The sequence below is a fragment of the Pseudomonas sp. GW821-FHT09H03 genome, assembly GCF_059415945.1.
Genome location: NZ_JBWKOF010000029.1, coordinates 13,967 through 36,166, shown reverse-complemented (window position 1 = coordinate 36,166; position 22,200 = coordinate 13,967). Strand labels below are relative to the sequence as shown.

General features: G+C 62.6%; 19 protein-coding genes. All 19 read right to left on the bottom strand.

Features of this window, described 5'->3' with window-relative positions:
- Positions 1-314 precede the first annotated feature (314 nt).
- The 19 genes from AC07OG_RS25990 to mnxG all read right to left on the bottom strand — a co-directional run bounded on the left by AC07OG_RS25990 (position 315) and on the right by mnxG (position 22,085).
- The gene (locus AC07OG_RS25990; protein ID WP_218425993.1) at positions 315-1,190 is read right to left on the bottom strand and encodes a CsgG/HfaB family protein; all 876 of its coding nucleotides are present in this window, start codon (positions 1,188-1,190) and stop codon (positions 315-317) included.
- 31 nt (positions 1,191-1,221) lie between these two features.
- Positions 1,222-1,641 carry a curli assembly protein CsgF gene (locus tag AC07OG_RS25985; RefSeq protein WP_060541888.1) on the bottom strand — a complete coding sequence of 140 codons (420 nt, stop codon included), beginning with the start codon at positions 1,639-1,641 and terminating at the stop codon, positions 1,222-1,224.
- Positions 1,638-2,027 carry a curli production assembly/transport protein CsgE gene (gene csgE, locus AC07OG_RS25980; RefSeq protein WP_060541887.1) on the bottom strand — a complete coding sequence of 130 codons (390 nt, stop codon included), beginning with the start codon at positions 2,025-2,027 and terminating at the stop codon, positions 1,638-1,640. Before csgE ends, AC07OG_RS25985 begins: the two co-directional genes overlap by 4 nt.
- Positions 2,024-2,563, bottom strand: coding sequence for a type II secretion system protein (locus tag AC07OG_RS25975; protein ID WP_495068480.1), 540 nt, complete (start codon positions 2,561-2,563; stop codon positions 2,024-2,026). The genes csgE and AC07OG_RS25975 overlap by 4 nt, the downstream gene beginning before the upstream one ends.
- Positions 2,538-2,912, bottom strand: a complete 375-nt coding sequence (locus tag AC07OG_RS25970) for a type II secretion system protein (protein ID WP_495068479.1) — start codon at positions 2,910-2,912, stop codon at positions 2,538-2,540. Before AC07OG_RS25970 ends, AC07OG_RS25975 begins: the two co-directional genes overlap by 26 nt.
- 4 nt (positions 2,913-2,916) lie before the next feature.
- Complete coding sequence (locus AC07OG_RS25965) at positions 2,917-3,390, bottom strand: type II secretion system protein (protein WP_495068478.1); 474 nt, start codon at positions 3,388-3,390, stop codon at positions 2,917-2,919.
- Between the two features lie 2 nt (positions 3,391-3,392).
- Positions 3,393-5,219: a secretin GspD/PilQ domain-containing protein gene (locus tag AC07OG_RS25960; RefSeq protein WP_495068477.1), complete on the bottom strand. Its 1,827-nt coding sequence runs from the start codon at positions 5,217-5,219 to the stop codon at positions 3,393-3,395.
- Positions 5,216-5,734, bottom strand: a complete 519-nt coding sequence (locus AC07OG_RS25955) for a hypothetical protein (RefSeq protein WP_495068476.1) — start codon at positions 5,732-5,734, stop codon at positions 5,216-5,218. The genes AC07OG_RS25960 and AC07OG_RS25955 overlap by 4 nt, the downstream gene beginning before the upstream one ends.
- Positions 5,734-6,282 carry a pilus assembly protein PilO gene (locus tag AC07OG_RS25950; RefSeq protein WP_495068475.1) on the bottom strand — a complete coding sequence of 183 codons (549 nt, stop codon included), beginning with the start codon at positions 6,280-6,282 and terminating at the stop codon, positions 5,734-5,736. Before AC07OG_RS25950 ends, AC07OG_RS25955 begins: the two co-directional genes overlap by 1 nt.
- On the bottom strand, positions 6,269-6,814 hold the full coding sequence (locus AC07OG_RS25945) for a PilN domain-containing protein (protein WP_495068474.1): 546 nt from the start codon (positions 6,812-6,814) through the stop codon (positions 6,269-6,271). The genes AC07OG_RS25950 and AC07OG_RS25945 overlap by 14 nt, the downstream gene beginning before the upstream one ends.
- 1 nt (position 6,815) lies before the next feature.
- Complete coding sequence (locus AC07OG_RS25940) at positions 6,816-7,619, bottom strand: hypothetical protein (RefSeq protein WP_495068473.1); 804 nt, start codon at positions 7,617-7,619, stop codon at positions 6,816-6,818.
- Positions 7,600-9,306: a GspE/PulE family protein gene (locus AC07OG_RS25935; protein WP_495068472.1), complete on the bottom strand. Its 1,707-nt coding sequence runs from the start codon at positions 9,304-9,306 to the stop codon at positions 7,600-7,602. Before AC07OG_RS25935 ends, AC07OG_RS25940 begins: the two co-directional genes overlap by 20 nt.
- 84 nt (positions 9,307-9,390) lie before the next feature.
- Complete coding sequence (locus AC07OG_RS25930) at positions 9,391-9,924, bottom strand: response regulator (RefSeq protein WP_218426001.1); 534 nt, start codon at positions 9,922-9,924, stop codon at positions 9,391-9,393.
- A 222-nt stretch (positions 9,925-10,146) separates the two neighbouring features.
- A complete protein-coding gene (locus tag AC07OG_RS25925; RefSeq protein WP_218426002.1) occupies positions 10,147-11,100 on the bottom strand; it encodes a peptidylprolyl isomerase in 954 nt (317 codons plus the stop codon).
- Between the two features lie 13 nt (positions 11,101-11,113).
- Positions 11,114-12,664 carry a cytochrome c/ABC transporter substrate-binding protein gene (locus AC07OG_RS25920; protein WP_495068471.1) on the bottom strand — a complete coding sequence of 517 codons (1,551 nt, stop codon included), beginning with the start codon at positions 12,662-12,664 and terminating at the stop codon, positions 11,114-11,116.
- Between the two features lie 9 nt (positions 12,665-12,673).
- Positions 12,674-13,306 (bottom strand): SCO family protein, encoded by a 633-nt coding sequence (locus tag AC07OG_RS25915; protein ID WP_060541874.1) that lies wholly within the window; start codon positions 13,304-13,306, stop codon positions 12,674-12,676.
- Positions 13,303-13,959: an SCO family protein gene (locus AC07OG_RS25910; RefSeq protein WP_060541873.1), complete on the bottom strand. Its 657-nt coding sequence runs from the start codon at positions 13,957-13,959 to the stop codon at positions 13,303-13,305. Before AC07OG_RS25910 ends, AC07OG_RS25915 begins: the two co-directional genes overlap by 4 nt.
- A 12-nt stretch (positions 13,960-13,971) precedes the next feature.
- Complete coding sequence (locus AC07OG_RS25905; protein WP_495068470.1) at positions 13,972-15,924, bottom strand: YncE family protein; 1,953 nt, start codon at positions 15,922-15,924, stop codon at positions 13,972-13,974.
- A gap of 332 nt (positions 15,925-16,256) precedes the next feature.
- Positions 16,257-22,085, bottom strand: coding sequence for a manganese-oxidizing multicopper oxidase MnxG (gene mnxG / locus AC07OG_RS25900; RefSeq protein ID WP_495068469.1), 5,829 nt, complete (start codon positions 22,083-22,085; stop codon positions 16,257-16,259).
- Positions 22,086-22,200 lie beyond the last annotated feature (115 nt).

Here is a 22,200-nt window from a genome sequence, read left to right as displayed (position 1 = left end):
GGTTAACGATGACGCGGGCATTCTGGATGCCCGCGGCGCTCTCGGGTTTTTCGCGAGCGTGCTCGCTCCTACAGGGGTCGGGGCTGTTCGCGGATTTTGTGGATGGCACAGATCAACTGTAGGAGCGAGCAGGCTCGCGATGGCGGTTAACTATGACGTGGACATTCTGGATGCCCGCGGCGCTCTCGGGTTTTTCGCGAGCGTGCTCGCTCCTACAGGGGTCGGGGCTGTTCGCGGATTTTGTGGATGGCACAGATCAACTGTAGGAGCGAGCAGGCTCGCGATAGTGGTTAACGATGACGCGGGCATTCTGGTTACTCGCCCGATCCAGTAGTACCCTCACCCTCCGGTACCACCTTGTTCTGCGTCAAATACCGCTCCAGCGTCTCGTTGGTCGGCGAGTTGTCCCCGGCCACCTGCCACAAGCGCCGCTCGATGCCCTGCGCCAGCATATGCCCCACCGCCGCCTCGATCGCCGACAGCACACACAATTGCGCCGGTTCGTTGGTGGTGTAGCCCACCTCGGCCTCCAGCAACTTCTTGAACTCGATGAACTTGAACACCCCGGCGCTGCGGGCCACGGAGTAGATCGTCTTGCTGGTCATCACGTTGGCCAGCACCTGGCCGCTGCGCACGTCCACCGCCCGCAGGTTCACCGTGACCTGATCCACGCGATACTCCCGGGCAATGTCGATACCCAGATAGCGCGCCCCTTCCCCGCCGCTGCGCACGTTGGTGTCATAGGCGATGATGCCGCCTTCGAGCATCATGTTCGCCGCCTGCAGCGGTGGCAGTTCCCCCATGATGTTCACCGGCGTATTGGGTTTCTTTTGCGAGGCGCGGATGATCTTGCGTTCGGTCAGCAGGTTCTGCAGCCCTTCGCGCTCAAGCACCACGAACCAGCCGCTGGCCTGCAACGCATCCATCAGCATGCTTGCCGCGCCCTGCGTGACACTGGTGGAGAATGAACTGGCCGGGGTCGGCTTGTACTGCCCGGTCTGGTCGCGGAAACCATAGACCACCGCCATCAACCGGCCCTTGGGCCGTGGCATGTTGAGCAAGTCGTAGTAGGTCGAAGCCCTGGGGGTCAGGGTCGGCGTTTCCGTGTCCTGTTCGGCGGACATCGGCTCGCGCAGACCACAGCCGCAAAGCGCCGCCAGCAACATCCCCAGCACGATTGTTTTTTTCATGTCTGTAACTCCCCATCAACCCGAATCCCCTTCAAGGGGCGATGCCATTCACCTGGATTTCCGACACTTCACCGGTCAAACGATCGGTGACATTGATGGTCAGTGCCCCGGAGTCGTCGATCACATCGACGATAAAAGCGTCCGTTGACAGGCTCCCCGTGTTGCCCGTGGAGATGTTGTCGAGCAATTGCCCCAGCAATCGCGATTGCAGCTGACTGGTAAAACGCTCCAGAGCCGAAGTCGCGGCCACCGTGGTGCGGTCTTTCAAGTCAGGGTCGTCGTAGTCGTTCTGTGACTGGGCGTTGTTGAGCAACCAGGTGCCGTTCAGCGGGTTGCCGCCAAACGACGGGTTGACGGGGGTGTACACCAGTTCGGTAGCCTGGACCAGGCCGCAACCGCCGAGGCCGAGCAGACACAGGCCGGTACGTTGCAAGAAAGTTTTTTCCCTCATAGTTCGTCCCTCTCAAGGTCGGTGGTGTCCTGCAACAGGGCTTCGAGCTTGCGCCGCACGATCTGCGCGCGGACCAGGTCGGCTGCCTCATAGGCCTCGTCTTTCAACTCCACGGTGTTCGGCGGCAGAAAGCGTCGATACACCAGGCGTTGCTGAAACTCCACGGTCACCAGGCTGCCCCAGCGCGCCGAAGGTCTTTCCCGTACCACCAGGTTGAAATCCATCGGGCTGGTGGCACGCAGGCGTTCACTGAACGAGTAATAAAAGTCATGGCCGATGTGCGAGATGGTGTCGTCGATGATGAAACCGAGCATCTCGTCTTCTTCGCCCCAGGCCAGGCTCGCGCTGAACATCAGCACCAGCGCCGCCAGCCAGCTGCGATTCATGGCTGCAACGCCTGGGGGGCATTGGACTGGCCTTTGGCGGGGCCGGAGGTGCCGTCGAGGAAGGCTTTTTCGGCGACGAACTGCCAGTCCTTGTAGCTGGCCATGCCGTTGAAGTCCGACCACTGACTGGGGAAGTCCGCCTGCTTCAGCGGCCTCTGCTCGGAGGGGCAGTACACCCCGGTAATACGTCCGTCAGTGCCGCGCATCAACTCCCACTCGCCGCCGCCGACAGGGTCCGGATACAACTGGCGGATATGGCGCTTGGCCGAGGGAAAACGCTCGTCCTGCAACAAGTCGGCAAGCTCTTTGGGGTACAAGGCCACGCCTGGCGAACTGCGGTAATAGCTGCGCAGCGCCTGGGCATACTGAGTGCCGACCCAAAGCAACTGGCGCTCGCGATCGCGGCGGGCGGCGGTGGCCCACAACTCCCCGGCACTGGCCAGGCCCATGCCCATCACCATGATCAGAAACAGCACACCCAGGTAGGTGAAGCCGTCCTCGCGCGCAGGCTTACCACTCGGAATAACGGCTGCCATCACGCGCCCTCCCTGTAGCGCCACTCTTGATATCGGCCACCCCGCCCGCCACGCCTTCGGGCGGTGCCACCAAGACCCAGGTGTCCTTGCGCTCGGCGATCGGGTCGGTCGGCTGAACGCGCAGGTAGCGCTGTTCGACCAGTTGATCAATGGAGTCGGGATACCGCCCGGTATCGCCGTAGTAGTGGTCCAGCGCCTCACGCATGGCCGACAGGCTCTGGCGCAGGGTGGTCTCTTTCGACGCCTCCAGGCTGTTGAAATAGCGTGGCAAGGCGATCGTCATCAAGGTGGCGATGATTGCCATGACCACCATCAGTTCCAACAGGGTAAAGCCCTTTTGCCGACGCATGATTTCACCACTCCCGATAGGTGACGCCGTTGAGCCCCTTGCCGCGGGCCTTGGAGTAAACGTCAAAGACGTCCTCGCCCTCCCGCGGGTTCTCGGCCGAACTGTCATAGGAGCGCAGGCCCCAGCCGCCTTCGTCGTCGCGCTTGACCACAGCCAGCGGGTCGCGGGGGATGCGCCGCAGGAAATAGAACTTGCCGCCCTTGGCGCTGCGCACGTCACGCACGCCATCGACCAGTATTTTCAGGTTCGGCGGGTAACCGCTGCTGTTCAGCGTCTTCTCGATGTAACCGGCGTCGAATGCCCGTTTGTAAGCGTCGATGGCATCGCGAATCTGGTACAGCGCGGTGCGCAGGTCCTGCTCTTTGCCCCGGCGCACCACGGTCTCGGTCAGCGGCGCGGCCATACCGGCCAGCAGGCCGATCAGGGCCAGCGTCACCACGACTTCGATCAGGGTAAAACCGCGTTGCGAGGCGTTCATGATCATGGCTTCTCGATGGTTACTGTGGTGGCGATCGGCGAGGCCATGTTCGGCGCCTGGACCGATGCACCCATTGAACGATCCGGTGCCTGGATGTGCATGCTGGTTTCGGTGCCGGTCGGGAATTCCATGTCCGACGGACTCTGGTACGGCAGGTTGCGCACAATGCGCGGGGTGATCGACAGCACCAGCTCGGATTTGATGACGTCGTCCCGGTTGCTGCCGAACAAACGGCCCAGGCCGGGAATGTCGCCAAGACCCGGGATCTTGTTACCGGTGCTGCCATGGTCGTTGCGCACCAGGCCGGCGAGAATCTGCGTTTCGCCGTCATGCAGACGCAAGGTGGTCTGGGCGTTGCGGGTATCGACCTGGACCGGAATGGTGCCCTGGCGGGTCGGTTCCAGTGGCGTGGCGTTGCTGACTTCCAGCGCGACCTTGATGGCGACTTCGTTGTTCAGGTGCACGGTGGGTTGCACTTCCAGTTTCAAACCGACATCGAGGTAAGTCACGCTCTCGGTGATCACCGGCCCCTGGGTCGAAGGCACCGAAGTGGCACTGATGATCGGCACCCGCTGACCGATGTGGATACGCGCCTGTTCGCGGTTGCTGACCCGTATCACCGGGCTTGCCAGGGTGTTGATGTCCTTGTCCTGGGCGTTGATCTTGGCCTGTGGCGAGGGGTTGATAGTGATCCGGCCGGAGTTGATGCCTTTGAGCTGATCGAGGAGGGTCACCGCCGATCCGTCGCTGTTGACGACACCAAAGGTGTTCGGCCATTGCAGGCCAAGGTCGAGAATGCGCTGGCGGGCCACTTCCATGACTTCTACTTCCAGCACCACTTCGGGGTTGGACTGGTCCTGGGACTGCAGCAGTTTCTCGGCCATGCGGATGGCATCGCTGCTGTCACGCATGGTCAGGGTATTGAGGCGTTCGTCGACGAACACGTCACGGGTCTTGAGCATGGTCTTGACCATGTTCAACGCAGTGTTGGCATCGATGCTGGTCAGGTAGAAGGTACGCATCACCAGCTCCTGATAATCCTTGAGCTTCTGCGGCGAGTCGGGGTAGATCAGCAAGGTGTTTTCATTCACCACTTTCTGATGCAGCTGGTTCTGTTGCAGCAGCAGTTCCACGGCGTCTTCGATGCGCACATCACGCACGAAGATGGTGGCTTTCATGTCCGGGCGCAGATCCTTGTCGAAAATGAAATTCAGACCGGCAACCTGGGACAGCACTTCAAAGATGGTCTTGAGGTAGGCATCCCGAAACTCCAGGGTCACCGGCCGGTCGAGACGGGTGCGCAACTGCGGGTACGCCACCACATTGCGGCTCTGTACCAGACGGATGTTGTCTTGCAGCTCCAGGGCGCCTTCATTTTTCGGATCCAGCTCAAGAATCTGTTTGACCTGGCGGTCGGCGCCGTAGATGTCGCCGCGACGCAGGTCGCCGCGGGCCAGTTCAAGCTTCTCATCCATGCTGCGCAGGTAGTCGAGCTGACGCAGGGAATCCTGGGCGCGACGGTTGTTCGGTTCAATGTTCAGCAGCCGGCTGTAGGACATGCGAGCCCCGGCGAAATTGCGCTGGGCCCGATCCATGTCGCCCTGGGTCATCAGCGCCTTCACCGCACGGGTGCGACCGTTGTTCAGGGCGATGTGCAGCTGTGTATCGCGCGGATTTTCACGCAACCCCTCTTCGATGCGAGCCAGACCTGCTTCATACTGGCCCGCCTCGATCAGCTCGGACGCTTCCTCGTTGGCGAGCTGCGCCGTACTGCACGCAGCCAGCCCTAAACAGATCGCAAGGCTCAACAGCAAACGGGATCGGTTCATTGCGTGCTCCCCACAGACAAGGTCTGCGATAAACGCAGCGGCAGGTAGACCAGGCTCAGTTCCGCATCGGAAATCCGCTCGATCCGCCAGGTTTCGTCGATCACATCCCCTTTGCGCACGACGTAGATCTTTTCGCCGCTCTGCAAAAACACCTGCAGATCGGAGCGGTCAGCCAGCCTGCCGACAAACTCGAAGGGCACTGGCGGTGCAGTGGGGACTTGCACCTCTGGAGTCACGTCTACCGGTTGTTCGATGACGGTGGCGAGTGCCGGCGCGGTTTTCCAGCTGCGGGTAACGAACAGATCGCCCGCCGGGCTCAGGTCCTTGATCGCCACCGGCAAGGCGCGGGCTGGCGCGGCAGTCTGTAGGGCAGTTTTTGTGCCTTTGGCCGGGGTGGTCACGCTGGCGACCGCCAGGTCGCTGTCATCATCACGTTTGAGCAATTCGGGAATCCAGGCCAGCGCCGCCGCCACGCCGAAGAACGCCAGCCAACTCACAACACGTTTGGTATTCATCATGACCTCGACAGGTAAAGGGTCATGCGGATCCGCCCGGTCAGGTCGGTATCGGCGATTTTCTTGCGCTGCAACTCCACGTCTTCAAGCACCACCGCCGGCAACTGGCCGAGCAAGGCGTGCAAAAAGCGCCGTAGTTGCGGATAGCTGCCGCGCACCGGCAACAGAATCTGGTACCGCGCCAGGTGGGTCTTGGGGTCGATGCCCAGGGAGTATTCACCCCGGGCCAGGGTGATGCGCTCCTGGGCGGCCAGGGCATATATCTTGTCGATGGCGACGGTGGCCTGGGGCTGTGACGGCAGCTTGCTGCGGAAGTCGTCGAGCTGACGCTGCGGCACCACCGGGGCGGTGACTGTGCCGTCCTCGACCCGGGCCAGGTACTCGCTGGCTTCGCGGGTCTGCTGGCTCAGGTGCTGCAGCGACTGCCAGTCCGGCAACAATCCGGCCAGGCCGTAGGTCAGCGCCAGCACTAGCATTGCCAACCCGGCGAGGCCTGGTACACCCAGGCCCTGCAGGTATTCGTGGACGATCAATTTAGGGATTTGCATCGCCGATCTCCCAGGTAGCTGACAGGTTGAACTGCACCGGGTGTTCCGGCACGTTGGCAACGATTTCGTGACTGAGCAGCGAGACATCGGACAGCTCGTCGCTGGCTTCGAGACGCCGGTGGAAGTCGAGCATGGCGTCCAGGTCGCGCGCCTCAGCGCTGATCCGCACCTGGCCCTTGCGAGCGTCCGGGGTCAGGGTCAGCAGGGCCACGTTTTCCCGTGGCATGGCTTCCAGCGAGGCGAACAAACGCTCCCAGGGCCGGCGCAGTTGCAGGGAGACCTTGCGCATTTCCGCAAGGTTTTGTGCCTGCTCGCGGGTTTGCGCCGGGGTCAGGCTGACCTTGCCGCCGGTGTCACCGGTGAGCACACGCTGGGCGGTTTGCAGGTGGCCCTGCTGTTGTTCGGCCTCGCCGCTCAAGTGCTGCTGCACCAGCAGGCAGGTCAGCGTCAGCACCACGCCACCGGCCAGCAGGCTCCAGCCCAGGGGACCGGCGCGGCGACGGGGCTGAAAGTCGAGCACCAGGGCGCGCATTTCAGGCCACCGCCCGAGACATGACGTACAGGCTATCGCGTACGGATGTCCGGTCTTCGTCAAGGCTGCGCAGGTGCACACCGGGCACTTCGGGGTGTGAGTCAACACGTGCCGGGGCATGCAGGTAAACGTTCAGTGGCCGCTCGCTGGTGGAGGCCTGCAACTGGGTTTCGCGGCCGATCAGCGCGGTCAATGCAGCATCGCTGTCGCTGCTGCCCACCGAGCGCACCGAACTCCAGCGCCCTTCCCGGGCCAGCAACAGTACGCTGCGCACCGGCTCGGCGACCACGAACAGGAAGTCGCCGGCGTCGAAGCTCTTATCGAAATGATTGAACGCTGCCATCAGGTACGGCTGCACCGAACGCAGGCGCAGGCCTCGATCGCTGGCCAGGCTGCGCAGACGATCGAGCAGGCCTTGCGGCAGCGCACTGGCCACCCGGTCGTAGCCCGCAGGCTCGGCCGACAACACCAGGCTCCAGGGTTGCGTCGGTGCTCCGTAGAGGTCCTCGAAACACAGCTGGGCAAAACCGAGCAGTTCGCTCGGGGTGCTGATCTGGTCGCTCCACGGCACCAGACAAAACCGGCTGAAGTGTCCGGAAATCACCACGGTCAGCTCCGCCCTGGTGGTGACATGTTCGGCCAGCAGGCGGTCGAGGGTGTCCAGCGCCACGGTCCAGGCCTGGAAGCCTTCGTCGATGTAGCCGACGCTGCCCAGCCAGTGGGTGGCGCTGCCCTGGCGCTGACCCAGGCCGACGCCACTGGCGCCGAGCACGGCGACGTATTGATCACGAGATAAAAGTGACACGATTGATCTCCTCGAGAGTGGTACGACCTTGTTCCACCAGTTCAAGCGCCGATTCGCGCAACAGACGCAAGCCACGTTTGCAGGCATGGGCCTTGATTTTCGAAATGGGCTGACGCTCGACGATCATTTGCCGCAGTTCGTCGTCCAGGTGCAGCAGCTCGGCAATGGCGCTGCGTCCGCGATATCCAGTGCCACGGCAATGGCCGCAACCCTTGCCGTGAACGAAGTGGTAGTGCGCGACCTGAAGCGGGTCGAGCCCCGAGGCCTGCAACTCTTCCTCGCTGGGGCTGTAGGCTGTGCTGCAACTGGTGCAGACCAGCCGAATCAGGCGCTGAGCCAGCACCGCATTGAGCGCGGAGACGAGACTGTATGGGTCGATTTCCATCTGGGTGAAGCGGCCAATCACGTCGAACACGTTGTTGGCGTGAATGGTGGTGAACACCAGGTGACCGGTGAGCGCCGACTGCACGGCGATCTGCGCAGTGTCCGGGTCGCGGATTTCGCCGACCATGATCTTGTCCGGGTCATGGCGCAGGATCGAGCGCAGGCCACGGGCGAACGTCAGGCCTTTCTTCTCGTTGACGGGAATTTGCAGCACGCCCGGCAGTTGGTACTCCACCGGGTCCTCAATGGTGATGATCTTGTCCACGCCGTGGTTGATCTCGGTAATCATCGCGTACAGGGTGGTGGTCTTGCCGCTGCCGGTAGGGCCGGTCACCAGCACCATGCCGTAGGGTTCGGCCGCCAGCCGGCGCAGCTGGCGCAGGGTGTCCTCTTCAAAACCCAGGGCCTGCAATTGCACGCCACAGACCTTGTCCGCCAGGTCCTGCTTGTCGAGCACCCGCAGTACCGCGTCCTCGCCGAAAATGCTCGGCATGATCGACACCCGAAAGTCGATCTGGCGGCCGCTGATACCGATTTTGAAGCGCCCGTCCTGGGGCACGCGTTTTTCGCCAATGTCCAGTTCGGCCATGACCTTGACCCGGGAAATCACTTGTTCGGCGAATTCGTTGCCCTGGATCTTGCTGATGTTGTTCAACACACCATCGATCCGGTACTTGATCACCAACCCGCTGCCGGTGGTACCGAGGTGGATGTCACTGGCGTGCATTTTCAGCGCGTCGTACAGCGTCGAGTTGACCAGCTTGACCACCACGCTGGCGTCTTCGCTGATGCTGGTCAGCGACAGGCTTTGCAGGGTGTCGATTTCGGCGCCGCCTTCGGCCTGGGCATTGAGCGATTCCACCGCGTGGAAGCTTTCTTCGTGGCGCGCCAGGTAGGCCTTGAGGTCGTCGGCATGCACCAGGTACAGCGGCGCCCCATGCAGGCAATCGTCGATCCAGGCCAGGCGTGCAGTGTCGAAGGGGTCGGCAAACACGCCGATGACCGCATCGTCGTGTCGCAGCAGGATGAATTCACGCTTGAGGCATTGGGCCAGGGTGACCCGATCGAAGACCGGGGTGGACTGGAACAGGCTGTCGGTGTCCAGTACCGGATAATGCAGGGTCGCACCGAGGCACTGAATGAACGGCATGGGCGCCAGTTCGGACAACTCTGCAAGAGCGTTCAGTACTCGCTCGCCGGAAGAGGCCGCCAGGGCCCTTGCCTGGGCCAATTGCTCACTGCAGAAGCGTGACGGTACAGATTCCAGCGGCGCCGGTTCTGCGGCAAGGGATAGACGGTCCATGGCTTGCTCTCCAACGCCCGGGGCTTTGAGCCCTGTCGGCGCGGCGAGCAATTACGGCGGGGGCCGAAACCTCTTGTCGCGCCATTACTCCCCGGTGAGCAATTGTTCGTCGTCTGGCGCCATGGAAGCCGATGAACTGCGTCGGCGATCTGCAAGCACCCAACTACCGTCGTACAACTGCAGCGGGAAACTCTCGGTCCTGCTCTGGCGTCGTTCGACAAAGCCTGCAGAAGTGCTCACGCCCGCTTTGGGTTCGCGCTTTACCCCTAGAAGATCACAGACTGCCCGGGCCAATTCCGCCATTGGAAAGGGTTTGAACAGGATATGGCTGACGCCCATTTGCCGGGCCCGCTCACAGACTTCAGCGGTTGGGTGCCCGGTAATCAGCACGAAATGACACTTCCCGTTCCGGCGGACGGCATCGAGCACCTCAAAGCCTTCGATATCGGGCAAGCGGTAATCGAACACCATCACATTGGGGTGGAATTCATCGGCCTCACCGATTCCGTCTACCCCGTTATGAGCAATTCTGACTTCCAGCCCTTGCGCCTGCAGGTAATCCTGGAGGTTATGTGCAAGCAGCTGTTCGTCTTCGACAACCAGTACTTTGTTCACCAAGGTGGACTCCTTGAAACCGCAGGTCCGGGATTTGAACCTGTCAGAGTGCGCGCCCTATCGGGACTAACGCACACTTCATGCCAGGCTGGTGCCGGTAATATCAGGTTTTCATGTCCTTGAATTTAAAAACAATGCCATCTGGTACGCAAGTTCCATCCCCCAGACTCGGGGAAAACCATCGGACTGGCATTGAAGTTTTTCCCCCACTTTCGGGGAATTCCCCTATTCATCGTCAATCCGCTCGATTCGATTGCTTGACCGCAACTGCGCCAGTGCCTGTAGACGAGCCTGCACCTGTTTTTGCCGGGCGAGGTACGCCCGAACCATGTCAAGTCCTTGCTCTTCTGGGACATCCGCCGCCTCCAGGTGGTTCTGTAAATTAATCAGATGCCAGCCCAGCGCAGTGCGAACCGGTTCACTGACCGCCCCCGGCGCCAGGGCAAAAGCCGCGGCCTCGAACTGCGGCAGCATACGCCCGCGAGGGAAGTAACCCAGGTCGCCGCCCGCACTGGCCGAAGCGTCTTCGGAGGCGCTGCGGGCCACCGTGGCAAAATCAGCTCCGGCGGCGATCGTCGCACGTAGTTCAACCAAGCGTAGCCGTGCGGCCTCGACGGTGGAAGCGTCTGCTGCGGGGGCAACTTTAATCAAAATGTGTCTGGCCTGGACTTCCTCTGGCCGACTCATCTGCGCGCGGTGTTCGGCATAAAAGTCCCGGACCTCCTGTTCGTCAGGCTCGCCGGCCTTGGTGAGATCGTTAAACACCTGCCGGGCCGCCAGTTCGCGACGGGTATATTCGATGTAGCCGGCCTCGTCGAAACCGGCATCTTCCAGGCGCCGGACGAACACCTGCGCGCCGCCCATCGCCTGCCGTGTCTGCTCGACCTGATCCTGCACAGCCTCATCACTGATCACCACACCGCGCCTGAGCGCCTCCTGCCACAACAATTCCCGGTCGATCAAAGCGTCCAGCGCCGCCCTGCGCAACTGCTCGTAGGCCTTGGGATTGCGAATGCTGCCCACCGCCCGGCCTTGATCCTCCAGGTACTCGGCGAAATAACGCTCCAGGCGCAACTGGGAAATTTCCTCGCCATTGACCCGCGCCACGGCCGGACCATTGCTGCACCACGCCACGGGCAACCACAGCGCCGACAGGACCAGCAAAGCGTTGAGTTTCATGATCGGCCTCCAGTCAGGGCGCGGCGACAATGGGTTTGTAGGGAGCAACCAGATAGAAGCGCTGGTCGGGCAGATCCACCGTGACGATATGCGCACCGCTCAAGCCCAGGCGCCGTCCCGGGCCGAAGCTGAGCAGCGGCGTCAGACCGGTGTCGAAGTCATGCAGGCCTTCGAGGGCATTGACCAGCTTTTCGCGGCTGGCATCGCGCCCGGCCTGCTTCATGCCTTCGCTAAGCAGCATCATCGAACTGAACGCGCCCACCTGCAGCACCCCGTACTGGCCACCGAGCCCCTGATGCTCGCGCAACTGGGTCAGGGCCAGGCGCCCGGCGTGGGTCCAGTCGCTGGGTACGAATGGATAGGCGAGAAATACCCGACGGGAAAAATCATTGGGCACCTGCAACAGATTCCCCGCCACCTGGTTCGACGCGGCGAACAGGTAGGGCACCTGCCCCGCCGTGCGCAAACGATCGGCAAGACTGCTGAAACCGCTGCCGCTGCCCAGGTAAAACACCGATCGCGAGCCCAGCGGCAACTCATCCCGGGTCGGGTCGTAGGCAAGCAGGCGCACGTCTTTCCAGGCGTGATCCTGCAAGTACTGACTGAGTTCCTGTGCTGCCAGCCGTTGCCCGGGCTCATCCGGGTAGGCAACCAGCGTCGGCCCCGGCAACACTCGCAGGCTGGAGCCGGCATAGTCGGCCAGGGCAATCATCTGTTCGCGCAACCCCGGCAACGGTTCGAAAATCTGCGGGCTGGCCTGCACCGTGCCCTGCATGGACAACGGCCCGATCAGGGGAATACCGGCCTTTTCCAGGCGTGCCGCAAGGTCCGGGTCGAGTGCCGGCGCCAGCGGAGCGATCATGGCAAAGACCTGTTCCTGCTCAATCAGGCGCTCCAGCGCCTGTTCGGCGCTGGCGCGGTCGGTACCGGGGTCAAGGATGGTCAGGCGCAAATGCCGGCCATGAATCCCGCCTGCGCCATTGATGCGCGCCACGCAGCCCTTGAGCACCGCGGCCACCGTGGCGCCCTCCTCGCTCAACGGTCCCGACCCTGGCAACAATGTCCCCAGGTGCAGGCTGTCGGGGGTCAGACCCGGATCGCGATCATCGGCCAGGCGCTTGAGGTAGGCGGTGAGGTTGCGCTGATCGTTGATCGAGAGCACGAACCTTGGCATCGTCGGGTCAAGCCGATTGTTGCCGGGGTCACGCCCCTCCTGTATCGCCCGCGCCACGCTGGCTTCGCTGTAGGCCGGGTAATTGCGGCCATTGATCTGCTGCTGGCCATGACTGCTGGTCAGCCGCGACCAGCTCAGGTCCGGTGGTCGCACCCCACCCTCCGGTCGGCCGAGGCCGTCAGCGCCATGGCAGTTGGCGCACGGCAGGCTGGTAGCGGGCAGTACCATGTCTGCCGCGCCGACCCGGGCCATGATGGGGGCACCGCTGGCGGACATACCTTCGCGGTACAGTCGCTTACCGGCACTTTCGCTGACAGTCAGCGGCAGCGCCTGCACGCTCAGGGTGATGCCGCCGAGCAAGAACAGGCCAAGGACGAGGGCAGTATTCATGGCAGGCACTCAGCGCCCGGCCACGGGCATTGTCAGCAACTGCAAGCGCTGGGCAATGGCGGCGGCCGGGGCATCGGGACGGATTTTGCTCCAGCGCTTGTTCGCCACGTCACCGACGATCAGTTGGGTCGAGTGTTGCTCGGGGGTCGGTACGATCTGGCCAATGCGCCCTAGAACCAGGTCCATTTGCGCCTTGTCACCGGTAAGAAAAAGCCAGTGGGGGTCATCAACACCCTGCTTCAAGGTATAGGCCTTGAGTACCGCCGGGGTATCGCGCAGCGGATCACTGGTAAGGGAAATAAAGGTGATGCCATCAGCCTTGTCGCCCAGCACCTCACGGACTTCCTTGAGCTTGCGGGTAATCAGCGGGCAGGCATCGTTGCAACTGGTGAAGATCACGTTGAGCAGCACCACGCGGTTCTCCAGCGCATCGCTGTAGAAGCGCAGGGTGTTGCCGTTCTGGTCCTGCAACGGCGTGTCGGTGAACCAGGTCTTTGCGTCACGGGTGCCGGTCGCCGGTTGCGCGTTCGCCGCCGCAGTTGCCGACGCCGGTTGCGCGGGTTCGTGCGCTTCGTGGGCCAACGCCAAGGTACTGACAAGCCACAGGCACAGGCTCAGGGCAATCCACTCGAGGTTTTTCATGGCTGATGCTCCATGGCGACGGCCGTGTGCTTGGCGTGGGCGTTGCGTTCACCGCTGATTTTCTCGACCGCGCGGGCCAGTTCCACCGGGTCGGTGAAGCCGTAATAGCGGGTCCAGAACCGGCTGTTGCCATCGCCCACCAGAATCAGAGGTGAATGGTTCTTGAAGTCACCGCTGTAGGCCCCCAGCCCCTTGAGGGTGGCGTTGACCGACTGGGGCGAGCCGGTCAACCAGCTCCAGCCCGGACCCTTCTGAAAGGTGCGGGCGTAGTCGTTCAGGCGCTCGGGATCATCGCGCTGCGGGTCGATGCTGATCGAGACCAGTTGCACCTCGGTGCCGACCCGGTGCCCCAGTTGTTTCTGCACCTTGCCCATGATCGAGGACACCACCGGGCACACCGTGGTGCAACTGGTGTAGATGAAGCCCATGACGACGATCTTGTTCCCCACCAGATCCTTTTCGAGGCTGACCGACTTGCCGTTCTGATCCACCAGCGCGACGTCGGCGAACTTGACCTGAGCGGTTTCCGGACTGGCTTTTTTGGCCGTCATGTCGTGCCCGGCGTGCTCATCCGCCGAGTGGGCCAGGGCTTGGCCAATACCGATGGCCAACAGGCAGAACGTCAGCAGGCCACGATGTGCGAATCGGTTCATGTCAGTTTCCTCTTAGTGGGCATGGCCGGGCTTGACCCGAACGCTGGCAAAAGTCTGGTCATCGAAACGCCTGCCCAGGGACGCTGCGCGCACGTGCAGGTACCAGGCACCGTTCTGGTCGAGGTTCACCGGGGCTTCGTATATACCGTCGGCGACTTCCACGGCGGCGACTTCCCGGGGGTGCGAAGTCGGGGCCAGGAAGTAACGCACCTGAACGTCCTTGACCCCACTGCGCTGCACCTTCTGCTTGCCCTGGACGATGCGAAAGCGCACCACGTAAGGGCTACCCAGCGCGGCGGTGGACTTGTCGAGCAGGAACTCCACCTTCGGCACCCCACGGTGCGGATCGAGGCTCTGGTCCGCCTCGACCACGGTGCTGAAGCAATGGATGATGTTCGGCTGGTTGAGCAGGAACGCCACATCGAAACGGCCGGCGGTCGGCAGCTTGATCCGCGAGCTGTACAGCCCCGGCTCGACTTCGCGCAGGCTGCGATCGATTACCAGCGCCGCCCGGGCCCGCTGCCCGCGATTGGGGTAGCCGGACATCGGTGCGTTCATCCCTTCGGCGTAGAAGTAGGTGGTGTTGTCCACCGGGTTGACCACGAACACCGCGTTGTCGTCCTTCGACACCGCCAGGCTTGACGCCAGCGGCAGGTCCCCGGCCAGCCGTGGTGCCTGAGGGCCGGCCTCGAAGCCCTGGATGATCGGCGTGCGGCCTTCACCGAGGGATGACAGGTTGATCATCGTGACCTTCGGCGAAGCCAGCCCGCGGACATAGGCGTAGGCCTTGGTGAACACCACTTGATAGGGTTCGGCGGAGACGTCCAGGTCATGGATCAACACATCGGTGGCGCTGTCGATCACCGAGGCCTGGTTCTCCAGGGTGTTGAGCACGATGCCGAAGCGCCCGTCGGCACTGAAGCCCATCGGCCCCAGTCCCTGCTTGAGCTGGATCACCCGGCGCACCGACTGGCTGGCACTGTCGATCACCGTCACCGTGCCGTCCTTGCCGTCCGTCACATAGGCTGCGCCGGACAGCGGCGAGTACATCACCGACAACGGGTTCGAACCGGTCTTGAGTTGTTTGCTGATGCTCAGGCTGGCGATGTCGACAATGCTCAGGGTGCCATCGTCGCGGTTGGTGACGAACGCCAGGCGACTGTCCTTGCTGAAGGCGATTTCGTGATGACCGCTACCGGTGGCCAGGTGCTTGAGGGGTTTGAGGCTGGCGGTGTCGATCACCGTGACCCCGGACTGCTCCGCCACCTGAGCATTGTTGCCGACCCACAGCAGGCGTTCGTCCGGTTGCAATGCCACGCGTACCGGGTTGCTGCCGGCCGCCACCGAGTCGATCAGTTTGAATTGCTCGCTGTCGAGCACCGCGACTTCCCCGGCGGTCGGCATCGACACAAACACGCGTTTGTTGTCCCGGGGAGTGACCCAGTCCATGGGTGGCTGCTTGAGTTCGACCCGGGTCATGGTGCTGGTGATGCCGCCCACCGATACCGATGGATCGACCACCGAGACGCTGGCATCGCGGTTCATGACCATCAGGAAGTAACTGTTGAGATCCAGCAGCGGCCGCGCCCCGATGCTCGATTTGAGGAATACCCCGACCCGCGACTTGCAACTCTGATCGCGACCCTGGGCCTGATCTGCGGCGATGGTTTCGGGGTCGAGCCAGGCTCCGGGGGCGACGCCTGCCAGCGGTTGGCCCGAGGCTTTGTCGGTCACGCGAAACTGCACGTCGGCGAATCCACCTTCGCGCAGCACGCCATCCTCGGCCAGCGGTTTGACTTCGAACGCCACCGAAATGCCGTCGCGTTCAAGGGGCTGGCCATTCGAGGTGTCTGGCAGTGCGACGTGACTGAGCCGGGTGGGTGGCGACGTGCGCGACCCCGCCAGGCCGATCAGCGCTGCGCCGACAATCAGGGCGCAACTGGCAAAAGTGATGGTCCTGTTCATTGTAAAAACTCCCCTTCAGATCTACGTCTGCCTTGCTCCCTGTGGGAGCGAGCCCTGTGGTGAGGGTGGTTAGCCCCATGGCGAGGGTGACTACCCTTGTGGCGAGGGGGCTTGCCTGTGGCGAGGGGGCTTGCCCCCGTCGGGCTGCGAAGCAGCCCCAAAAATCTCTGTTGCATCAAAGATCTTGTGAGTGCTTCGCACTCAATCGGGGGCAAGCCCCCTCGCCACAGGGAAAGCCCTTTGCCACAGGGATAGCCCTTCACCACAGGCAAGCTCCCTCTCCACAGTCAAACCCCTCGCCACAGTGCTCCTACAGGTGTTGCGTTGCTTCCCTAAGGTGCCGGTGCCGGCTCAGGCTCGTTGGTGACCCGCAGCAGTCCCCACAATCCCGAGGTATTCCCATAGGCTCCGTAATCGCGGAACAGGTAGTCCCCCGGTATCGCGTTGATACCCCCGGCGCTCGGCAGCATCAGACTGAAATGCGCGGCCGGCAGGATGCTTTCGCGGGCACCTATGTACATCGACATCGGGTTGTAGCCGAACTTCACCGACCCCACGCCAGGGCTGCCCATGGGGTAGCCACCGGTGTCGCTCTTCTCCGCCACGAACGGGTTGGTCGACCAGAGGTGACCGTCAAGCTGGAAGGTGCTGCCGCGACTGCCGCCGGTAGGCATCAGGATGTGGGTTCGGAACGGTTGCCCCGGCTTGGCGTACAGCACCGGGGTTTGCGGATCGCCGCCTACCAGCGCGTTGCTGTAGGCCATGTGCGCATTGACCATGTCGCCATAACCTGCGCCGTCGGCACGACCGAACGGAGCATCCGGGGCCAGGCCGAAGCGGTACCACATTGGCTCGGTCTTGTAGTTGATGGCCATGCTCGAGTTGTCCTGCGGATCGTTCGGCACACCGAACCCTTCCGCGGCAATCCCCTCTACCGGCCGCCCATTGGCCCAGCGCATGTTCAAGGCTTTCTGCCAGACCATCGCGAAATCGCGGTAGCTGGTTTGCCCCGGCGCGGTGACGGTCGCATTGACCTTGCGCGCATCTTCCACCCAGGTGGCGCCGGCCGGCAGGATGCTCATAGCCGCCGCCAGGCCTTTTTGCGACTGCTTGATCACGTCCGCCGGGGTGAAATTCAAGCCGCCGAATTCCACCGCCGTCGCGTTGATGTTGTCGACGCTGCGCCCCAGTTGGGTGATCGGTTTGCCTTCACGCTCCAGGTGCCCGGCGTAATACTGGTAAGTACGGGTCGGGTACGCGCCGCTGCTGCCGACACGGGGTGGCACAGTCTGGATGGGGTTGGCGCCGACGTTGGTGCCGTCGGACTTGGTGATGTCGTACGCCAGCAATTGTGCATGCAGACCCACATGGCTGGACGGCCGCATCAGGTTGTTGCTGAAGGTGGTCGAGCCGCTGCCGTTGTTGCGGTCGCGCTTGACCATGCCTTGCATGACCGCAGTCTGGGTGAGGTCCGGCATGACGGTCGGCAAACGGTTTTCCAGGGTGATGTTGATGCAATCACCCGCCGTTGCACGCAACACCAGCGGTTCGACAGGCACGCCGGGCTTGAGCTTGCCGGTGGCCGGATCGAGGTCGGCCTTGCGTACATACAGGATCGCGGTCGGGTCATGCAGCGGCCCGCTTTGCCCGCCGATGGTGATGGTTTCACCGTCTTCTGGGTCGAACACGGTGACTTGTGGAATGCTCACCGCCCGCGAGTTGAACACCAGGGTGCCGCCCGCCGGTTTCAGTGGCCCGCCCACGTGTTGCCCAAGCCCTGCCGGATCACCGATGGACAAGCCCAGTGGATTACTGAGGATGTCGTTGGCCAGCGCCGCCACCACTTCATAGTTGCGTTGCGGGGTTGGCCGGGTGCCGATGCCAGTGGGGTTGGCGCCGATCCGTGGGCAGGTGCCCTCAAACGCCACGGTGTTGCGCATGCCGGCCGGTTTCGGGTTGTTCGGCAGTGCGAAAAGGTCGTTGCGTTGCGCCGTGTAGTTGCGCATCACCCCCCAGATCCCGCTCCAGTAGCCTTCAATGGAAGCGTCCATCGAGTACAGGTAGTCACCCGTGGTCGCCGCCGAACTGGAGAGCATCGACACCGGAGCAATGAAGCCCATCTGCTCGGAGATACCGACCATCTGCGACGCGCGCCAGCCGGAGTTGGAGCTGTTGCCGAAACCGGAGCCGCTTTGCAGCCACTTCACGCCATGCAGGGTGACGTTGTGTTCCTCTTCATGACCACCGGCATGTACCCGCAGCCGCACGTTGTCACCGGTGTAGGTGCGCAGCATTGGGGTGAAGGGGTCACCCGGTTCGGCGCCACCGCGGTTGATATGCGGCGGGAACAGCGTGGTGCCGCCGGTCGGACCGGTCGCCGCGGTGATCAGGTTCGGCGCCAGGTTCATCGCCGGGATCGCTCGGTCGGTACGGCTTTGCATGGCGTATGCGAGGTCACCGCCGAGGCCGTCAGCCTGCATGCCGCGCTTGCCGTCCGGGCCGAGCCGATTCGGGTCGTACACCCGCAGGGCCAGCGGTTCATTGCGGTAATTGACCACGAACATGCCTGGGTCATCCACCGAGATCGCCTGTGGGCACGGCCGGGTCGGGCAGCCGGGCTTGATCCCGCCCTGGACTTCGACAATCCCGTCCAACAAGTTGCTGGCGTTGTTGCGCACTGGTGGGTTGATCGCGTAGCGGAAGCTGTCCGCCGTGGCCGGGAAGGCTTGCGGATTGGGCTTGCCGTCGGGACCTGCGCCTACGTACACACCCGCTTCATAGGCGTGCTGGAAGTCGCTGTATTCGAGGAAAAACTCCCGGAAGCTGTCGTTCTTGCCGTCGCCATCGATATCACCGGTGGAAATCACCGCTTGCCAGGAAGTCGGTCCGCCGTCCTGGCGGGCACCGCTGTACAGCGGCTCGCCGGTTTCGGCATGGAACCAACTGGAGCCGGCCGGCTCAGCCAGCACGGTGGCGTACAGACCTATCTGCTGGTGAGTCGATGGGCCCAGGTGGTCGTGGGTAAAAATAGTCCCCAGGCCACGATCGACGCCCTTGCTGTTGACCACCGGATCGACGAACCAGCGCTGCATCGCCGTGCGCGCCCCGACCCAGTCGGCCCGGCCGTACTGACCGAAGAACGGGTGGTTTTTGGCTTTCGGGCAGGCGGGTGTGCCGTCACGCGGATCGGTTTCTTCGCACTGGTTGAACTGGCGAATGGCATGGATGCGCTCTTGCACCGCACCCGGGGAAAGCACGCCGTCTTCGTAGTTCCAGCCGTTGGACGAACCATCGGCCGCGGTCAGGTCCCATTTCGGCAGGTGAATGTGCTGGCCGATCACATCGGTTGGCGTGCGCACCTGATAGTCGTCCATCTCATAGGTGGCCGGCACCAGGTTGGTTTGCATGTACTGCACGCAGTCGAAGGTGTTCATGCGCATCACCAGAGGCTCTGGCGGACGCTGCTTGGTAATCACCGGCCAGGCGTCTTCCCACAGTGCGAGGATGCGTGCTTGCGGGAAGTGGTAGCCGACCTTGTTGTACACCGCATCGAACTGAATGTTCGCTCCCTTGTAGATGCGCGGGCGGTCGGCGGTGAAGGTCGAGGCGCCGGTGAACGACATGCCGTCGCCCCGTTCGCCGCTGGTGAACTCGCCGGTGCCGGCGCTGCCGGTCAGGCGTTTCTGCCGATCATCCATGCAAGGTTCGTAGTACGGCGCACCCGCGATCGGCAAGGCGCCGTTGGTACGGAAGTTACGCGCCACCACCTGACTGCCGGGCAACACGGCGTAGCTGGGGTGGTCCTTCCTGGCGTGGAACGCCATGGCCGCCTGTTCGACTTCGGTGCCCTCTTCAGGCAGGTAAATCGGTTTGGCCCGGGTGACCTCCTTGGAGAAGTCCAGCGAGGTTGTCACTGTGTTCGCCTCACCACCGGCAGAGACGCCGTCCAGGGTATGCCGCCCCAGGCCACCGTCCCAGCCACCGGATTGAGCCGGGTCGAGGTTGGCCCACAACGCATTGCCGCTGGCCTTCAAGGCCTGCGCTTTGGCGGCGTCGAGCATGTCCAGCGGCGGAGTTGGCGGACGTTGCCCGACCGAACTTTCCATGCCGCCGATCCAGAATGGATAGCCAGGGTTTTTCAGCGTGCCATCGGCATTGCGATTGGCTTCGCTGCGATCGACCAGCACCAGCGAGCCAATGGCCTGTGCTCCGCCGCCACCGCCGTGATGTTCGCCGTCGTCATCGTCGTCTTCTTCATCGTCATCGTTGCCGGCCACGAGGGTTTCGCCAATTTTCGGCACCACGGCGACTTTGCCTGGCATCGGTGCCATGGCTTTACCGGGCAGCGGCACGACCGCCGGGATCGGTGTGCCGGCGACAATTTCACCATCGGGCAGCGCCCGTGCACCGGCCGCAGGTTTTCCACTGCGCAGGGCGAACGGTTCGCTGTGGAAACCGTCGTCACCCTGCTGGGAGACTTCCAGTTTGGTGCCCTCTTCAAACACATCGTGCACCCGCCACATGGCCCACATGCCCTGGGCAAAATGCGGATAGAAATGGCAGTGATAGATCGCGTCGCCCGCCACCCGGTTACGGTTGCCCGAACCGCCATTGGCGATTTCATAGGTGTAGCCCGCACCCGGACCGATGCCCTGGGCGTCCACATAGTCAGAGTTATCGTCATTGGGGTTGAACAGCCACTGATGCCCGTGCAGGTGGAAGATGTGCTGCTCGTGGCCATTGTGGGTATTGCGGAATTTGACGAAGTCACCGATGTAGCTGTGGTTGACGTTGGACGGTTCGGCCGGATACAGCGCCATGGTCGCCTTCACCCCCACCTGATCGGCATTGGGGGTCTGACCGGGGGTGATGCCTTCCAGCCCGGCGTTGGCCGGTACGTCCACCAGCATCGCCACGTCGCCGACGGTGTGGGAACTGAGGAAAAATTCTTCATAAGCGCAGGACAGGCAATCGTGCATCGGCCCCACGCCCAGGCGGTTGGCGACCACCTCGGCACCCATGCCGCCGGAGCCATAGTTGATCATGAAGGAGTCACGGGTCGGCTCCAGCACGTGGGCCATCACCGGGTCGGCCCAGTAGGCGGGAAACGCCTGGGTGACAGCGACTTCATCCTGGAACTGCGAAGCGAAATCGCGAAACGGCTCCAGGCGGTTAGGGAGCGCCGGATTGCGTTTGCCCATGGACTCCAGCGCGTAGGTCGATGTCGGGAAGCTGCCATCGGCGTTACTGCCCATGACAATTGCGTCGCTTTCACTGGATATGATTTCGTTGCCGTCGACCATGTTGATGATCGGCGTGCCGGCCTTGCCTTCACGGATCCATGGTTCGCGCTGCGGGTAGCGCGCCTGGTAATCGACGATCGGCTGACCGGCCGGTGTACGACCGGTGCTGGCCAGGCGCATCTCTTCCTCGGTTACGGTATTGCGGTAAGTGCGACCACCTTTGGGCACCACCACCACTTGACCGAACAGACCATTGGCCACGTTGCCTGCCGCACCTTCGCCACCGAAGCTTGCGCCACGGCTGCTGGCGGCGAATACCCCTTCCCGCTCGGCATACAAGGTGTAGGAACGGGTACCACCGGGCGGGATCAAGGTATTGGCGTTACGCCCGGTGAACGATGAGATGTCATCAATGCTGTTGACCGCTTGCATGCCGTTGACCTGGAAACCGACATGGCGGTCGGCGACCTGCTCGTCGGCCTTGAAGCCATCGGCGTTGCCGATCTCGATTTCTTCCTCGCCCTCTTCCTCGTTTGCGTCCTCATCGGAGTTGGGGTTGGCCTGATAAGCCAGCAGGTTCTGCAGATTGATGGTCAGGCAGTCGCCGGCGGCAACCCGCAACACCAGCGGACGCGGACGCTTGTCGGGACGCAGGGACACTTTGCCCGGTACCGCTGAGCCGCCACTGGCCAGGGACCGGTCATGGTCATCGACCACATCACGACGCAGAGCGAACATCATGCCGTTGACGTTCTGTGCACCGAGGCGGTTGAACATAAGCGGCTGATCAAGCGCCACGACGTTGGCCACCAGGTTGCGCTCGCAACGCGCAGCTGCATTGGCGGCTTCGATGCCAGACATTGATGCAACCAGCAGCAGTAAATGTATCAGGGTCGGAGCGCGGTTTATGCCGATCATGGAGTCGGGCCTCGCAGCGGTTCTCAGGGACAGATCTCGACAAATCGTCCAGAGCAATCCGCATGCCATAAAAAATCTTATTATTAATCAGATAGTTATTGTCACGACCTAATGA

Excerpts from the sequence above, each read along its gene's own strand:
- AC07OG_RS25990 (WP_218425993.1), bottom strand. The coding sequence starts at position 1,190 with ATGAAAAAAACAATCGTGCTGGGGATGTTGCTGGCGGCGCTTTGCGGC.
- AC07OG_RS25985 (WP_060541888.1), bottom strand. The coding sequence starts at position 1,641 with ATGAGGGAAAAAACTTTCTTGCAACGTACCGGCCTGTGTCTGCTCGGC.
- csgE (WP_060541887.1), bottom strand. The coding sequence starts at position 2,027 with ATGAATCGCAGCTGGCTGGCGGCGCTGGTGCTGATGTTCAGCGCGAGC.
- AC07OG_RS25975 (WP_495068480.1), bottom strand. The coding sequence starts at position 2,563 with ATGGCAGCCGTTATTCCGAGTGGTAAGCCTGCGCGCGAGGACGGCTTC.
- AC07OG_RS25970 (WP_495068479.1), bottom strand. The coding sequence starts at position 2,912 with ATGCGTCGGCAAAAGGGCTTTACCCTGTTGGAACTGATGGTGGTCATG.
- AC07OG_RS25965 (WP_495068478.1), bottom strand. The coding sequence starts at position 3,390 with ATGAACGCCTCGCAACGCGGTTTTACCCTGATCGAAGTCGTGGTGACG.
- AC07OG_RS25960 (WP_495068477.1), bottom strand. The coding sequence starts at position 5,219 with ATGAACCGATCCCGTTTGCTGTTGAGCCTTGCGATCTGTTTAGGGCTG.
- AC07OG_RS25955 (WP_495068476.1), bottom strand. The coding sequence starts at position 5,734 with ATGAATACCAAACGTGTTGTGAGTTGGCTGGCGTTCTTCGGCGTGGCG.
- AC07OG_RS25950 (WP_495068475.1), bottom strand. The coding sequence starts at position 6,282 with ATGCAAATCCCTAAATTGATCGTCCACGAATACCTGCAGGGCCTGGGT.
- AC07OG_RS25945 (WP_495068474.1), bottom strand. The coding sequence starts at position 6,814 with ATGCGCGCCCTGGTGCTCGACTTTCAGCCCCGTCGCCGCGCCGGTCCC.
- AC07OG_RS25935 (WP_495068472.1), bottom strand. The coding sequence starts at position 9,306 with ATGGACCGTCTATCCCTTGCCGCAGAACCGGCGCCGCTGGAATCTGTA.
- AC07OG_RS25925 (WP_218426002.1), bottom strand. The coding sequence starts at position 11,100 with ATGAAACTCAACGCTTTGCTGGTCCTGTCGGCGCTGTGGTTGCCCGTG.
- AC07OG_RS25920 (WP_495068471.1), bottom strand. The coding sequence starts at position 12,664 with ATGAATACTGCCCTCGTCCTTGGCCTGTTCTTGCTCGGCGGCATCACC.
- AC07OG_RS25915 (WP_060541874.1), bottom strand. The coding sequence starts at position 13,306 with ATGAAAAACCTCGAGTGGATTGCCCTGAGCCTGTGCCTGTGGCTTGTC.
- AC07OG_RS25910 (WP_060541873.1), bottom strand. The coding sequence starts at position 13,959 with ATGAACCGATTCGCACATCGTGGCCTGCTGACGTTCTGCCTGTTGGCC.
- AC07OG_RS25905 (WP_495068470.1), bottom strand. The coding sequence starts at position 15,924 with ATGAACAGGACCATCACTTTTGCCAGTTGCGCCCTGATTGTCGGCGCA.
- mnxG (WP_495068469.1), bottom strand. The coding sequence starts at position 22,085 with ATGATCGGCATAAACCGCGCTCCGACCCTGATACATTTACTGCTGCTG.